The sequence below is a fragment of the Acidovorax sp. LjRoot66 genome, assembly GCF_964253305.1.
GTDB lineage: Bacteria > Pseudomonadota > Gammaproteobacteria > Burkholderiales > Burkholderiaceae_C > Acidovorax.
This window is the reverse complement of record NZ_CAXUQU020000001.1, coordinates 5,607,888-5,621,023: the sequence shown is the minus strand read 5'-3', so window position 1 is coordinate 5,621,023 and position 13,136 is coordinate 5,607,888. Positions and strand designations below refer to the sequence as shown.

Below are 13,136 nucleotides of genomic sequence, written 5' to 3'. Positions count from 1 at the left end.
GACGGAGCTTGGGTGGGCCATGGATGCCATGGCCTTGTGCAGGAGCATGGGATGAAGGTTGTAGGTTTTGCAGGGTTCTCCGGCAGCGGCAAGACCACGCTGGTCGAGCAGCTCATTCCCGAGATGCGGCTGCGCGGCCTGCGGGTCTCGGTGGTCAAGCACGCACACCACAGTTTCGACATCGATCACGTGGGCAAGGACACCTGGCGCCACCGCGAGGCCGGTGCCTTCGAGGTGGTGGCCGCCTCCGACCGGCGCCTGGCGCTGGTGCGCGAGTTCGAGCGGCCGGCCGAGCTCACCGTGCACCACCTGCTCGCCGAGTTGTACCAGGGCGTGGACTGGGTGCTGGTGGAGGGCTTCAAGGACAGCGATCTGCTCAAGGTCGAGGTCTGGCGCGCCCCCGAGGCCGGCCAGGCCCCCAAGCCCGTGCGCTATACCGAAGACGATTTTGTGGCGGCAGTGGCCACCGATGCCCCGGGGCAGTTGCCGGTGCCCACCGGTCTGCCCCTGCTCGACCTGAACGACCCGGCGCAGGTCGTGGACTGGCTGCTGCAGTATGGCGAGCGCTTCGAGTACGACTGGGACCTGCACCAATGAGACCCCTCACCGCTTTCAAGCCCCTTAAATCCCTGGCCGACGCCCTGGCCGAGTTGCTGGAGCGTGCCACCCCGCTGGCAGGTACCGACACGGTCACCACCTTCGATGCCGACGGCCGGGTGCTGGCCCAGGACGCCGTCTCGTCCCTGCAGGTGCCTCCCAACGACAACAGTTCCATGGACGGCTACGCCGTGCGCCGCGCCGACGTGGCGACTGCAGGCACGGTGTTGTCCGTGTCGCAACGCATCGCCGCCGGCAGTGCGGGGGCGCCTTTGCAGCCGGGCACGGCCGCGCGCATCTTCACGGGGGCTCCGATTCCCGACGGCGCCGATGCGGTGCTGATGCAGGAGGACTGCGAAGCCCTGGACGACGGTCAGGTACGGATCAATGCCGTGCCGACTGCCGGCCAGTGGATACGCCGTGCTGGCGAGGACATCACCCGCGGCGCGGTGGTGCTGTCTGCCGGCATGCGCCTGACCCCGGCGGAACTGGGCCTGGCGGCGAGCATCGGCCTGCACCAGCTACAGGTGGCGCGCCGCCCCCGCGTGGCGCTGTTCTCCACCGGCGACGAACTGGTCATGCCGGGGGACGTGCCGCCCGAGCAGATGCGCCCGGGTGCCATCTACAACAGCAACCGCTTCTTCCTGCGCGCCATGCTGCTGCGCCTGGGTTGCGAGGTAACGGATCTGGGCATCGTGCCCGACCGGCGCGATGCGACCATCGAGGCCCTGCAGCGTGCGAGCGAAGCCCATGACCTGATCCTCACCAGCGGCGGCGTGTCCGTGGGTGAAGAGGACCACATCAAGCCCGCCGTGGAGTCGCTGGGAACGCTCGATCTCTGGCAGATCGCCATGAAGCCGGGCAAGCCCTTTGCCTATGGGCGTATCGGCAACGCCCACTTCATGGGGCTGCCCGGCAACCCGGTATCGAGCTTCCTGACCTTTGCGCTGCTGGTGCGGCCCTTCTTGCTGCGCCTGCAGGGCGTGCAGGCTGTGGCCCCACGCGCGCTGCCGGCCACGGCGCATTTCGCCTGGCCCCGGGCCGACAAGCGCCGCGAGTTCCTGCGCGTGCGGCACAACGCGGCGGGGGGCCTCGATCTGTTTGCCAACCAGAGCTCGGGCGTGCTCACCTCCGCCGCCTGGGGTGATGGCGTGGTGGACAACCCTGCCGGCCAGACCATTGCGCCGGGCGATACGGTGCAGTTCATTGCCTTTGCGGAGCTGCTGGCATGAAGATCACCGTGCGTTATTTCGCCTCCATCCGCGAGGCCATCGGCCAGGGCAGCGAAGCGGTGGACACCGCTGCGGCGACCCTGGGCGAACTGCGCGATGAGTTGATCGCGCGCGGCAGCGCCCACGCCGCCAGCCTGGCCCGGGGCCGGGCCGTGCGCATGGCGCTGAACCAAGTGCTCAGCACCGAAGATGCTGCTCTGCACGAGGGTGCCGAAGTGGCTTTTTTCCCACCCGTCACGGGCGGCTGATCCTTTCGCGCGCTGGGCCCCGGCTACAGGGCCTGCAGGCGCTGTACCAGGGCTTCCGAGGCCGCCATCATGGGTGCGCGCAGCTCATTGCGCATTTCTCCTGCATGCGCGAGCATGGCCTTGAGCGGGGCAGGGTTGGGTTCGGCAAAGCAAGCCTCGATCCAGGGTTGCAGGGCCTGCCATGTGCGGCGGGCCTGGGGCAGATCGCCCCCGCGCAGCAAGCCCACCAGTTCCACAAACTGTGGTGTCTGCCAGTGCGCGCAGGCAGAGATGGCGCCCGCGCCGCCCAGTGCCAGCGTATTGAAGATTTGCGCGTCTTCACCCGTCAGCACCTGGAGGCGGCCATCCGCGATCAGGGCTTGCGTCTTGGCCGTGCTGCCGCCGCAGTCCTTGATGGCCTGGATGCGTGGGTGTGCCGCCAGTGCCAGCAGCGTCTCGGGGGTGAGTGTGGCGCCCGTGCGGTACGGAATGTCGTAGATGACCACGGGCACCGTGCTGGCGTCGGCGATGGCGCGAAACCAGTGCAGCAGGCCGTCCTGTGACGGGCGGATGTAATGCGGCGCGGACACCAGCAGGCCCGCCAGCGGGTAGCACGCCAGGGCCTGCACCTGGTCCAGTACCTGGCCCTGGTGGTAGCCCGAGACTCCCATCACCACGGGCAGATCGCGGGCGGCTTCGAGCGTGGTTTCCAGCACCTGCAACTGCTCGGCCTTTTCCAGGGCGGCGGCCTCCCCGGTGGAGCCGCAGGCGACGAAGCCCGAGACGCCTTCGGCACGCAGCCGGGCTGTCAGGGCGGCGAGGGCAGGGTGGTCCACTGCGCCGTCCTTGAACGGCGTGACCAGGGCGATCCAAAGACCGCTGAAGACGGGGCTGTTGGGGTGGTTGGCTGCAGCAGCAGGTACAGCCGCAGTGGCAATCGGCAGGGGGGACATGCGAAAACATCCTTTCAGGGTTCGACCAAGGGAAGAACCGCCAGGCTGCGCGCGCGGAATACCGGGAAAGAAAGGGGGAGGGGTAAAGGGAGCTGTCTTTCTGCCAGGGGTTCCGTCGCTCATCCGGACGGAACCACAGCTCCGGTCAGATGAGCTCTGGTTTTTTGGCTTTGACCACGCAATGCCCTGCCACCGCGGGTGCGGTAGGAAGGGCCAGGGTGCAGTGGGTGGTCATGGCGAGCAGTATAGCGGGGAGCGCGTCAGCCCTGCTCGGGCGCCGGCTCCACGGGGGCGACCAGTTCGGGGCACTGCCATGCCAGCAACTCGGCCAGACGCGTCACGATCCAGGTGGCCTCGGGTACCGAGACGCCGGACTCGGCGGTGCACAGCCCGGCATGGATGCGCCGCAGGATCTCGGTTTCGGAAGGCGCCTGCACGTGGTAGAGCGTCTGCGCATGCTCCACCAGGTGCCCGGCCAGGTCTTCGCACAGCTCGTAGCGCGTGCGCACCACGCTGGCCGGCTCGCGCAGGCGCTGGCGGGCATCGCTGTATACAGCCATGAAGGACGGGGGGACGTGGATCTGGTTGTCGTCGTCGTGCATGGCGCAGGCAGGTCGAAATGGCAATGGAAGGGTCAGGCCGCAGCGCTGTTCGGCACGCTGCTGCGGTTCTTGCTGCGAAAGCGCTTGCCGTAGTCGATCATGGGCTGTTCCACGGTGTAGTACAGCGCAGTGGCCAGCAGCAAGGTGGCAATGACGACGGTGAGGTGGGCGCCTGCGCCCGACCATTGCAGGTTGGCATAGACCACGACCATCACCTTGGCATGGACGAGGTACAGCGAATAAGAAATCTTGCCGATGTAGCGCACCAGCACGTCCTTGATGGGCGGCAGCTTGAGGAACAGGATGAACACGCAGGCCAGGCCCACGGCGGCCAGCGGCTGCGGCGCCAACCCCACGACGACCTGCCACTGCGACCACAGCAAGATCAGCAGCAGCGCCACCGGCCACAGGATGCTGCTGGGGATGCGCCTGAGCACCTTCTCGTACCGGTAGATCACCGTGCCCATCACGAAGAAGTACAGGTAGCCCACGATGTTGGACTTGATCAGCACATGCTGCAGCAGGGGCGTGAATTCCACCCCGGCGTTGCGCGCCTGGGCCAGGTAGAGGAAGTCGAGCGCGCCGGTGTTGGCCGTCTTGATCCAGGCGATGGACAGCAGGGTGGACAGGACCAGAACGCCCAGCCAGAAATGCCGCCAGCGCACGCGGTGCGCCACCAGGGCCAGCACCACCACGATGGCATACCAGAAGAGCTCTACCGTGAGCGTCCAGCCCACGTGCACGCGGTCGAAGAACAGGCTGCTGCGCACGGACAGCTGCTGCAGGTTGAGCAGGTTGAGCAGGAAGTGCGGGTAGTCGTTGGCCACCAGTTGCCGGAACCCGGGGACCAACGCCATCTCGACCAGCACGATGCCCACCAGGGCGACCCAGTATACCGGGAAGATGCGAAAGAACCGTGCCTTGGCATAGTCGCCCATGCTGTTGCGCTCGGCGCTCTGGATGATGAGGTAGCCCGAGATCAGGAAGAACAGCTGCACGCCGATGCCGCCGCCATCGGGGCCGAACAGCGGCACCGGGATGCCGGCGTAGACCGAGAAGTGGTGCAGCGCCACCGAGAGGATGGCGCAGGCGCGCAGGACGTCGATGTTGTTGTCGTGTTCTACCGATTGCAGGCGCTGCGTGATGTCTGAAAATTTCATGCTGGAGTGAAATGCCCTTGCGAGGACGGTGTATGGCGCGGCCGGTCCGGCGGCACCGCACGCATTATTGGCGACTTGGCCGGGCCGTCAGTCGGGCGTGAACAGCCGCTCGAACTTCGTTCGGTCCGCATCCAGCTCGAAGGTCACCACCTGGCCCATCTTCATGTCCGACAGCCGGCAGGCGGCGAACAGCGTCGACTGGCCTGCCAGGTCCATGCTGTCCAGGTCCACCAGGGCATAGGGGTAGGGCACGAACACCTCATGCGCGAAGATATCCTTGCTGCGGTTGCGCGGCGACGGGTAGAGCTTGTATTTTTCGGTGGTGATGGTTTGTGTGGCCATGTCAGGTAGGGGTACAGTTCTCTGGATCCTACAGACAATCATTTCCTTCAGAAAAAAACAGATCCATGGCAAAACCCAAGAGTGAATGGCCCACGAAGGTACTGGCGTTGATCCAATCCGGCAACCACCCTGCGGCCATCGCGCAGGTGAAAGTGGCCCCGACGGTGACCGATGTCACGCGTTTGCAGGCCCTGGTGGCCAAGCTGCCACGCACCCCCGCGCTCGTGCAACTGGAAAAAGTGCTGGAAGAGGAGCGTGCCCTGCTGGCCGCCCCCCGCCTGCACCGCTCTCCATGACTACCCGCCCGGCAGGCAGTGTCTCCATCCAGACGGCGGACTTCGACCTGTCCGCCGAAGTCGCAGCGCTGCGCCGCGAAGACCGCCGCGTGGGCGCGGTGTGCGCCTTCGTGGGCACGGTGCGCGACCGCAACGATGGCGACGACGTGGCCTCCCTGGAGCTGGAGCACTACCCGGGCATGACCGAAAAGTCCATTGCCGCGATGGTCGAGGCCGCCTTCGGGCGCTTCGAGCTCTTTGGCGTGCGCGTGATCCACCGCGTGGGGCTGCTGCAGCCGCTCGACCAGATCGTGCTGGTGGCGGTCACCAGTGCCCACCGGGGCCAGAGTTTCGAGGCCTGCGAGTTCCTGATGGACTACCTCAAGACCCAGGCGCCGTTCTGGAAGAAGGAAGTCACCCCTGCGGGTGCGCGCTGGGTCGATGCGCGCGTGAGCGACGACGCGGCGCTGGCCCGCTGGGGCATTGCACCGGCCCACGGTGACATGTAAATATTGGTAATTTTGTGCGCCGCGCCGCCAAAGCAGGCGCACAAGGTGGGACTGACGCCGCCTGATGGCCCTGACCCAGGCTCGGGATGCTTGAAAAGGGTGCCGAAAGTCCCCATGTGTGACGCAATTCGGAAGGACATTCACCCATGCGTCTCGACAAGTTCACCACCAAGTTCCAGGAAGCCCTGAGCGACGCCCAGACCCTTGCGCTGGGCAATGACAACGCCTACATCGAGCCCGTGCACATGCTCGTGGCCATGCTGCGCCAGGAAGACGGGCCGCGCGCGCTGCTGCAGCGCGCCGGTGCCAATGTGCAGGGCCTGCTGGCCGCTGCGGAAAGCGCCGTCAAGCGCCTGCCGGCCGTGCACGGCCAGGAGCAGGTGCAGGGCGGCCCCGAGCTGGGCCGCGTGCTGCAGGCCACCGAGAAAGAGGCCATCAAGCGTGGTGACCAGTTCATCGCCAGCGAGCTGTTCCTGCTCGCGCTGATCGACAGCAAGGGCGAGGCCGCCACCATCGCCAAGGACAACGGCCTCACGCGCAAGAGCCTGGAGGCGGCCATCGAGGCCGTGCGCGGCGGCCAGAAGATGGACAGCGCCGATGCCGAAGGCCAGCGCGGCGCGCTGGCCAAATACTGCATGGACCTCACCGAGCGCGCCCGCATGGGCAAGCTCGACCCCGTGATCGGCCGCGACGACGAGATCCGCCGCGCTATCCAGGTACTGCAGCGGCGCACCAAGAACAACCCCGTGCTCATCGGCGAGCCTGGCGTGGGCAAGACCGCCATCGTGGAAGGCCTGGCCCAGCGCATCGTGGCTGGCGAGGTGCCCGAGTCGCTCAAGGGCAAGCGTGTGCTCAGCCTGGACATGGCTGCCCTCCTGGCCGGTGCCAAGTACCGTGGTGAGTTCGAGGAACGCCTGAAGGCCGTGCTCAACGAGCTGGCCAAGGACGAGGGCCAGACCATTGTCTTCATCGACGAGTTGCACACCATGGTGGGCGCCGGCAAGGGCGAGGGGGCCATGGACGCGGGCAACATGCTCAAGCCGGCCCTGGCGCGCGGCGAGCTGCACTGCGTGGGTGCCACCACGCTCGACGAATACCGCAAGTACATCGAGAAGGATGCCGCGCTGGAGCGCCGCTTCCAGAAGATCCTCGTGGGCGAGCCCACGGTGGAGGCGACCATCGCCATCCTGCGCGGCCTGCAGGAAAAGTACGAGGTGCACCATGGCGTGGACATCACCGACCCGGCCATCGTGGCCGCGGCGGAGCTGTCGCACCGCTACATCACCGACCGCTTCCTGCCCGACAAGGCCATTGACCTGATCGACGAGGCGGCCTCCAAGATCAAGATCGAGATGGACTCCAAGCCCGAGGTCATGGACAAGCTCGACCGCCGGCTGATCCAGCTGCAGATCGAGCGCGAGGCCGTGCGCCGCGAAAAGGACGAATCTTCGGTCAAGCGCTTTGGCCTGATCGAAGAAGAGATCGTGCGCCTGCAAAAGGAGATCGCTGACTACGACGAGATCTGGCAGGCCGAAAAGGCCCAGGCCCAGGGCAGTGCGCACGTGCGTGAAGCCATCGACAAGCTCAAGTTCCAGATCGAGGAGTTCACCCGCAAGGGCGACTTCAACAAGGTGGCCGAGCTGCAGTACGGCAAGCTGCCCGACCTGGAGCGCCAGCTCAAGGAAGCCCAGGCCAAGGAAGATGGCAAGGACGGCGTGGCGAGCACACCGCGCCTGTTGCGCACACAGGTGGGTGCCGAGGAGATTGCCGAGGTCGTGAGCCGCGCCACGGGCATCCCGGTGGCCAAGATGATGCAGGGCGAGAAGGACAAGCTCTTGCAGATGGAGGGCAAACTGCACGAGCGCGTGGTGGGCCAGGAAGAGGCCATCACCGCCGTGGCCAACGCCATCCGCCGCTCGCGCTCGGGCCTGTCCGACCCCAACCGCCCCACGGGCTCCTTCCTGTTCCTGGGCCCCACGGGCGTGGGCAAGACCGAGCTGTGCAAGGCGCTGGCGGGTTTCCTGTTCGATAGCGAGGACCACCTGATCCGCATCGACATGAGCGAGTTCATGGAAAAGCACTCGGTGGCCCGCCTGATCGGTGCGCCCCCGGGCTATGTGGGGTACGAGGAAGGTGGCTACCTGACCGAAGCCGTGCGCCGCAAGCCCTACAGCGTGCTGCTGCTCGACGAGGTGGAGAAGGCCCACCCGGACGTGTTCAACGTGCTGCTGCAGGTGCTCGACGATGGCCGCCTGACCGATGGCCAGGGCCGCACCGTGGACTTCAAGAACACGGTGATCGTGATGACCAGCAACATCGGCTCGCACCTGATCCAGGCCATGGTGGGGCAGGACGCCGAGGACATCAAGGAAGCGGTGTGGGGGGAACTCAAGAACCATTTCCGACCCGAATTCCTGAACCGGATCGATGAGACGGTGGTGTTCCATGCGTTGGATGCGAAGAACATCGAGGCGATTGCACGCATCCAGCTGCAACTGCTCGAAGCGCGCCTGGCCAAGATGGACCTGCAGCTGCAGATCTCGGCCCCGGCGCTCGAAGAACTGGCCAAGGTGGGGTTCGATCCGGTGTTCGGTGCCCGTCCGCTCAAGAGGGCCATCCAGCAGCGCATCGAGAATCCCCTGTCGAAGCTGCTGCTGGAAGGCCGTTTCCCGCCCAAGAGCGTGATCCCGGTGACGGTGGACCCGGTGCTGGACCCGGGGGTGTTCCAGTTTGGCGGTGCGTCCGAGCCTGCTTGATCGGGGAAGGGGCGGCCATGGGAGCCCGCCCTGTTGAAAGGAAAGGTGTCGTTTGAACAATCTTGTTTCGGGTCTGGTGCGCATTGCGCTGCGTGCCCTGGTGCTGGCCATGGGGCTGGTGGTGTTCCTGAGCCTGCTGGCTGCAGCGCTGGTGCTGGGTTTGGCGTGGGCAGCGCGCGCGACCTGGGCACGGCTCACGGGCCGGCCCATGACCCCTTGGGTCATGCGGGTCGACCCGCGCACGGGATTCAGCGCTGCCATGCGCTCCAGGGCGCAATGGGGGGCTGCGCGCCCGCCCGATGGCGCCGCGGAGTCGGCAGCGCCATCGCGGCGCGGCGGGGTGCTGCCCAGCGCCGTGGAGGTGACCGATGTGGAGCCGCGCGAGCTGCGCTGAGCGCTGGTGCAAAGCCGCAACAAGCGCTGAAAGCGGTGCTCGGCATGCCCCTCTAGACGCGCCGGCATGGTCCGGCGGCAGGGGCCGGGCGCTCTATCATGCGCTCCATGACACCAGCCGACATCCACGCCCTTTTTGAAACCCAGCGGCAGGCCAGCCGCACCCAGGTCGAGGTGCCTTTGCTCGTGCGCCGCGAGCGCCTGCTGCGCATGCGCAAGCTGCTCGATGAAAACGGGCCCGTGCTGGCGGCGGCGGTGCAGGCCGATTTCGGCATGCGTTCGCCCCGGCTCACCGAGGTGGCGGATTTCTTCGTGCTGCGCACCCTGCTGTCGCATACCTTGAAGCACCTGGCGCGCTGGATGAAGCCGCAGAAGGTGCGCACACCCATCTACCTTCAGCCTGCCTCCGCGCACATACAGCGCCAGCCGCTCGGTGTGGTGGGCGTGATCGCTCCCTGGAACTACCCTGTGCAATTGGCGCTTGCGCCCGCCATCACTGCACTGGCTGCGGGCAACCGCGTGATGCTCAAGCCCAGCGAGCTCACGCCGCACACCTCGGCCCAGCTGGCGCTGCTGGTGGCGCAGTTCTTTGCCCCCGACGAATTCTGCGTGGTGCAGGGCGATGCCAACCTGGCGGCACTTTTTGCCTCGCTGCCGTTCGACCACCTGGTGTTCACCGGTTCCACGCCCGTAGGGCGCAAGGTGGCCATCGCGGCCGCGCAGAACCTCACACCCACCACGCTGGAGCTCGGTGGCAAGTCGCCCTGCATCATCGACGGCCACTGCGACATGCAGGACGCGGCGCTCAAGATCGCCCACGGCAAGCTGCTCAATGCCGGCCAGACCTGCATTGCGCCCGACTACCTGCTGGTGCCGCGCGGGCGCGAGACCGAGTTTGCCAATGCCTACCGGGCCGCCGTGGCGCGCCTGTTCCCCACCATCGAGGGCAACCCGGACTACGCCTCCATCATCACGCCGCGCCACCATGCGCGGCTGCGCACCATGCTGCAGCAGGCGCAGACGCAGGGGGCCGAGGTGCAGCCCATCGATCCCGCAGCGGGCAAGCCGGTGGTGAACACCGTGGGCACGCTGGGCGATGGCGCGAGCCGCCAGATGCTGCCCACGCTGGTGTTTGGCGTCACCTCCGACATGCAGATCATGCAGGAGGAGATCTTCGGGCCCGTGCTGCCCGTGATCTCCTACGAGCGCCTGGACGACGCCGTGGCACACATCAATGCCGGCCCGCGGCCGCTGGCGCTGTACTGGTTCGGCCAGAGCGAGGCGGCGCGCGACGACGTGCTGCGCCGCACCGTGAGCGGTGGCGTAACGGTGAATGACACGCTCATGCACATCGCCCACGACAACCTGCCCTTTGGCGGGGTGGGCGACAGCGGCTGGGGTGCCTACCACGGCGAGCAGGGCTTCCTGCGCTTTTGCCACCAGAAGTCGGTGCTGGTGCAGTCGCGCTGGGCGATGGGCTCGATGTTCTACCCGCCTTACGGCGCGCGCTTCGACCAGGTCATGGGGCTTCTTCGCCGCTGGCTGTAGCGGCTTCGGTCGGCAGGGCTGCGGTGGGTGACGGCGTGCCGCTGACCAGCAGTTGCACGATGGCATCGCGCAACTGCCCGGTGGACACCGGCTTGTGCAGCAGCAGGGCCGAGGTGGTCTGCGCGTCGCGCAGGCGCTGGGGCGAGGTGTCGCCAGTCATGATGATGGCCGGCACCGACACCCCCAGGTAGGCACGCAGGGCCTGCAGCACCTGCTTGCCGGTCTCTTCGTGGCGCAGGCGGAAGTCGGTGATGATCAGGTCGGGCGTGCTGTCCTCGATGTGTTCGAGCGCATCGGCACTGGATTCAGCCGTGGTGCAGTGGCAACCCCAGCTTTGCAGCAGGGCCTGCATGCCCAGGCGCACCGATTCGTCATCGTCGATGGCCAGCACGTGCAGCCCCGTGAGATCGAAGTGGTTGAAGGAGGGCGGGGCCTCGTCCTCCAGGGCGCCCTGCCAGGCGTCGAGCCAGAGCCGGAACACCGAGCCCCGGCCGGGGCGGGAGCTCAGCTCCACCGAGGTACCCATCTCGCGCGCCAGGCGTTTCACGATGGCCAGGCCCAGACCCAGGCCCTTGCGGCGGTCGCGCTCGGGGTTGCCCAACTGGTGGAACTCCTGGAAGATGTTTTCCCACTGGCTTTGCGGTATGCCCGCCCCGGTGTCCCAGACCTCCAGCGCGATGCGCCGGCCGCGGCGGCGGCAGGCAATGAGCACGCCGCCGCGCGCCGTGTAGCGCAGCGCATTGGAGATGAAGTTGTGCATCACCAGCATGACCAGCGAGCGGTCGGCATGGGCTGCGGTGGAGGTCTCGTGCGTGCGGTACACCAGCCCGCAATTGTCGGCCTGCACGCCGAACTCCTGCTCCAGCGCGGTCAGCAGGGGTTGCACGGCGAAGGCGGCGGGCCGCATCTTGACGACACCGGCCTCCAGGCGCGAATAGTCGAGCAAGGTGGTGAGCATCTCTATCGCCGCGCCCGAAGCCGCCTGCGCGTGGCCCAGCACGGTGAGCTGGTGCGGGCTCATGGGGCTGCGCTGCAGGGTTTCGAGGAACAGGCCCATCGCGTGCAGCGGCTGGCGCAGGTCGTGGCTGGCGGCGGCGAGAAAGCGCGATTTGTCGCGGTCTGCACGCTCGGCCTCTGCCTGCGCGGCCAGTGCGCGGTGCGACTCGGCGCGCAATTCGGCCACCAGCCGCTCGTTTTCGAGCTTGAGGGCGATGCTGCGGCGCGTGGCGGTGTCGCCGGTGCTGGCCTGCAGGCCGGTCAGGGCGTAGTACACCAGCACCAGGAACAGGGCGGGCCACATGGCCGGGCCGCCGCTCATGGCCACGGCCACGAAGATGCCCCCGACCGCGCAGGTGAGGTAGGTGATGTAGGCGCGGTACAGCGGCGCCCCCAGGCCCAGCGCACCGGAGGAGACGGTGCTGACGATGCCGATGGCGTAGATCACGCTCTCCGGCGTGCCCCAGTACAGCACCACGTAGCCCAGGCTGCCCCAGCTCAGGCCCATGGCGGCCATGCAGGCCATGAGCTTGCGCGCCGAGTGCAGCACCGGATCGCGCTGCGGTGCCATGCCGCGCAGCGTGACGTACACCCCGATGACCACCAGCGCGTGCGAGACCAGCCAGATGCTGACCACCTGGGTGTCGGCCACGCGCGCCATCACCCACAGGGTGCCCAGGGCCGTGGCCAGGGATGCCAGCAAGGTCATGGGGAAGTTCTGGCGCAGCAGCGTGACCTGCTCGCGCAGGACTTCATCGCGCTCCCAGCGCCGGCGCGTCCAGGGCCAGCGCGGGATCAGCGGCAGGGCTTCAGACAATGTCATGGAGCGGCGGCATGGACAGGCCCAGGCGCTGCGCGGCCAGCAGCGCCGCACTGCGGCTGTTCACGCCCAGCTGTGCAAAGATGGCCGCCACGTGCACGCGCACGGTGTTCTCGCTCAGGCCCAGGTGGCGCGCGATGACCTTGTTGGGCTTGCCGGTGCACAGTAGCGACAGCACCTCAAGCTGGCGCGCGGTGAGGCTGGGCGCAGCGGACGTGCGGGTAGTGGAGGCATTGCCGCTGTTGGGGGGGAAACAGGGCGCGCCAGACAGGGACACGCTGATCGCCTCCAGGATGTCCTCGCCGCTGGCCGACTTGGGCAGGAAACCGTCGGCGCCGCGCGAGCGCGCCTCGTACACCGCATCCGGCGCAATGCTGGCCGAGACGAGCACGATACGGGCGCTGGGGTAGGACTGGCGCAGCAGGCGCAGCCCGTCGAGCCCGCTCATGCCCGGCAGCTGGATGTCCAGCAGCACCAGGTCCATCGGGGCAGGGGGCAGGGCACAGGCTTCGGCAATGGAGCCGGCTTCGGCAATGGATCCCACCAGGGGGTGGTCCTGCACGATCAGGCGCAAACCGGTGCGAAACAGGGTGTGGTCGTCAATAAGCAACAGGCTGGCAGGCATCCCGTGAGTATTGCGCACAACACCGCGCCAGGGAACTGTGCGAACTAGTCCATTTGTGCGATGGACGCCGGCCCCTGCGGTTTCTAGACTTTCCTCCATGC

Annotated in this window: 14 protein-coding genes; 8 read left to right on the top strand and 6 right to left on the bottom strand. The window is 67.1% G+C overall.

Annotated features, from left to right (window positions below; all coding sequences use genetic code 11):
* The first annotated feature begins 51 nt into the window (after positions 1–51).
* The 3 genes from mobB to moaD are packed head-to-tail and all read left to right on the top strand — an operon-like array spanning position 52 to position 2,077.
* Complete coding sequence (mobB, locus tag ACSQ3Y_RS26365; protein ID WP_436179370.1) at positions 52–597, top strand: molybdopterin-guanine dinucleotide biosynthesis protein B; 546 nt, start codon at positions 52–54, stop codon at positions 595–597.
* On the top strand, positions 594–1,829 hold the full coding sequence (locus ACSQ3Y_RS26360; protein WP_436179369.1) for a molybdopterin molybdotransferase MoeA: 1,236 nt from the start codon (positions 594–596) through the stop codon (positions 1,827–1,829). Before mobB ends, ACSQ3Y_RS26360 begins: the two co-directional genes overlap by 4 nt.
* Positions 1,826–2,077 (top strand): molybdopterin converting factor subunit 1, encoded by a 252-nt coding sequence (gene moaD, locus ACSQ3Y_RS26355; RefSeq protein ID WP_436179368.1) that lies wholly within the window; start codon positions 1,826–1,828, stop codon positions 2,075–2,077. Before ACSQ3Y_RS26360 ends, moaD begins: the two co-directional genes overlap by 4 nt.
* A 23-nt stretch (positions 2,078–2,100) precedes the next feature.
* Here moaD and dapA read toward each other — a convergent pair whose 3' ends face one another.
* The 4 genes from dapA to ACSQ3Y_RS26335 all read right to left on the bottom strand — a co-directional run bounded on the left by dapA (position 2,101) and on the right by ACSQ3Y_RS26335 (position 5,113).
* Complete coding sequence (dapA, locus tag ACSQ3Y_RS26350) at positions 2,101–3,009, bottom strand: 4-hydroxy-tetrahydrodipicolinate synthase (RefSeq protein WP_436179367.1); 909 nt, start codon at positions 3,007–3,009, stop codon at positions 2,101–2,103.
* Positions 3,010–3,269: 260 nt separating this feature from the next.
* Positions 3,270–3,611: a hypothetical protein gene (locus tag ACSQ3Y_RS26345; protein ID WP_436179366.1), complete on the bottom strand. Its 342-nt coding sequence runs from the start codon at positions 3,609–3,611 to the stop codon at positions 3,270–3,272.
* Between the two features lie 32 nt (positions 3,612–3,643).
* A complete protein-coding gene (locus ACSQ3Y_RS26340; RefSeq protein ID WP_436179365.1) occupies positions 3,644–4,771 on the bottom strand; it encodes an acyltransferase family protein in 1,128 nt (375 codons plus the stop codon).
* A gap of 87 nt (positions 4,772–4,858) precedes the next feature.
* On the bottom strand, positions 4,859–5,113 hold the full coding sequence (locus ACSQ3Y_RS26335) for a hypothetical protein (protein ID WP_057202158.1): 255 nt from the start codon (positions 5,111–5,113) through the stop codon (positions 4,859–4,861).
* A 65-nt stretch (positions 5,114–5,178) separates the two neighbouring features.
* Here ACSQ3Y_RS26335 and ACSQ3Y_RS26330 point away from each other — a divergent pair, with 65 nt between their 5' ends.
* The 5 genes from ACSQ3Y_RS26330 to ACSQ3Y_RS26310 all read left to right on the top strand — a co-directional run bounded on the left by ACSQ3Y_RS26330 (position 5,179) and on the right by ACSQ3Y_RS26310 (position 10,594).
* Positions 5,179–5,409, top strand: a complete 231-nt coding sequence (locus ACSQ3Y_RS26330) for a hypothetical protein (protein ID WP_007849068.1) — start codon at positions 5,179–5,181, stop codon at positions 5,407–5,409.
* The gene (locus ACSQ3Y_RS26325) at positions 5,406–5,897 is read left to right on the top strand and encodes a molybdenum cofactor biosynthesis protein MoaE (protein WP_057202159.1); all 492 of its coding nucleotides are present in this window, start codon (positions 5,406–5,408) and stop codon (positions 5,895–5,897) included. Before ACSQ3Y_RS26330 ends, ACSQ3Y_RS26325 begins: the two co-directional genes overlap by 4 nt.
* A gap of 146 nt (positions 5,898–6,043) precedes the next feature.
* Positions 6,044–8,653: an ATP-dependent chaperone ClpB gene (gene clpB / locus ACSQ3Y_RS26320; RefSeq protein WP_436179364.1), complete on the top strand. Its 2,610-nt coding sequence runs from the start codon at positions 6,044–6,046 to the stop codon at positions 8,651–8,653.
* Between the two features lie 52 nt (positions 8,654–8,705).
* Positions 8,706–9,047 (top strand): hypothetical protein, encoded by a 342-nt coding sequence (locus tag ACSQ3Y_RS26315; protein WP_436179363.1) that lies wholly within the window; start codon positions 8,706–8,708, stop codon positions 9,045–9,047.
* A gap of 107 nt (positions 9,048–9,154) precedes the next feature.
* Positions 9,155–10,594 carry a coniferyl aldehyde dehydrogenase gene (locus ACSQ3Y_RS26310; protein ID WP_427999705.1) on the top strand — a complete coding sequence of 480 codons (1,440 nt, stop codon included), beginning with the start codon at positions 9,155–9,157 and terminating at the stop codon, positions 10,592–10,594.
* Here the strand turns inward: ACSQ3Y_RS26310 and ACSQ3Y_RS26305 are convergent.
* Together ACSQ3Y_RS26305 and ACSQ3Y_RS26300 are read right to left on the bottom strand one after the other, a co-directional pair.
* Positions 10,566–12,413, bottom strand: coding sequence for an ATP-binding response regulator (locus ACSQ3Y_RS26305; RefSeq protein ID WP_436179362.1), 1,848 nt, complete (start codon positions 12,411–12,413; stop codon positions 10,566–10,568). The two genes, ACSQ3Y_RS26310 and ACSQ3Y_RS26305, sit on opposite strands and share 29 nt — an antisense overlap.
* The gene (locus ACSQ3Y_RS26300) at positions 12,400–13,035 is read right to left on the bottom strand and encodes a response regulator (protein WP_057202164.1); all 636 of its coding nucleotides are present in this window, start codon (positions 13,033–13,035) and stop codon (positions 12,400–12,402) included. The genes ACSQ3Y_RS26305 and ACSQ3Y_RS26300 overlap by 14 nt, the downstream gene beginning before the upstream one ends.
* Positions 13,036–13,136: the final 101 nt, after the last annotated feature.

What these genes read in the sequence shown, in the direction of transcription:
- mobB (WP_436179370.1), top strand. Translation starts at nt 52, where the DNA reads ATGAAGGTTGTAGGTTTTGCAGGGTTCTCCGGCAGCGGCAAGACCACG.
- ACSQ3Y_RS26360 (WP_436179369.1), top strand. Translation starts at nt 594, where the DNA reads ATGAGACCCCTCACCGCTTTCAAGCCCCTTAAATCCCTGGCCGACGCC.
- moaD (WP_436179368.1), top strand. Translation starts at nt 1,826, where the DNA reads ATGAAGATCACCGTGCGTTATTTCGCCTCCATCCGCGAGGCCATCGGC.
- dapA (WP_436179367.1), bottom strand. Translation starts at nt 3,009, where the DNA reads ATGTCCCCCCTGCCGATTGCCACTGCGGCTGTACCTGCTGCTGCAGCC.
- ACSQ3Y_RS26345 (WP_436179366.1), bottom strand. Translation starts at nt 3,611, where the DNA reads ATGCACGACGACGACAACCAGATCCACGTCCCCCCGTCCTTCATGGCT.
- ACSQ3Y_RS26340 (WP_436179365.1), bottom strand. Translation starts at nt 4,771, where the DNA reads ATGAAATTTTCAGACATCACGCAGCGCCTGCAATCGGTAGAACACGAC.
- ACSQ3Y_RS26335 (WP_057202158.1), bottom strand. Translation starts at nt 5,113, where the DNA reads ATGGCCACACAAACCATCACCACCGAAAAATACAAGCTCTACCCGTCG.
- ACSQ3Y_RS26330 (WP_007849068.1), top strand. Translation starts at nt 5,179, where the DNA reads ATGGCAAAACCCAAGAGTGAATGGCCCACGAAGGTACTGGCGTTGATC.
- ACSQ3Y_RS26325 (WP_057202159.1), top strand. Translation starts at nt 5,406, where the DNA reads ATGACTACCCGCCCGGCAGGCAGTGTCTCCATCCAGACGGCGGACTTC.
- clpB (WP_436179364.1), top strand. Translation starts at nt 6,044, where the DNA reads ATGCGTCTCGACAAGTTCACCACCAAGTTCCAGGAAGCCCTGAGCGAC.
- ACSQ3Y_RS26310 (WP_427999705.1), top strand. Translation starts at nt 9,155, where the DNA reads ATGACACCAGCCGACATCCACGCCCTTTTTGAAACCCAGCGGCAGGCC.
- ACSQ3Y_RS26305 (WP_436179362.1), bottom strand. Translation starts at nt 12,413, where the DNA reads ATGACATTGTCTGAAGCCCTGCCGCTGATCCCGCGCTGGCCCTGGACG.
- ACSQ3Y_RS26300 (WP_057202164.1), bottom strand. Translation starts at nt 13,035, where the DNA reads ATGCCTGCCAGCCTGTTGCTTATTGACGACCACACCCTGTTTCGCACC.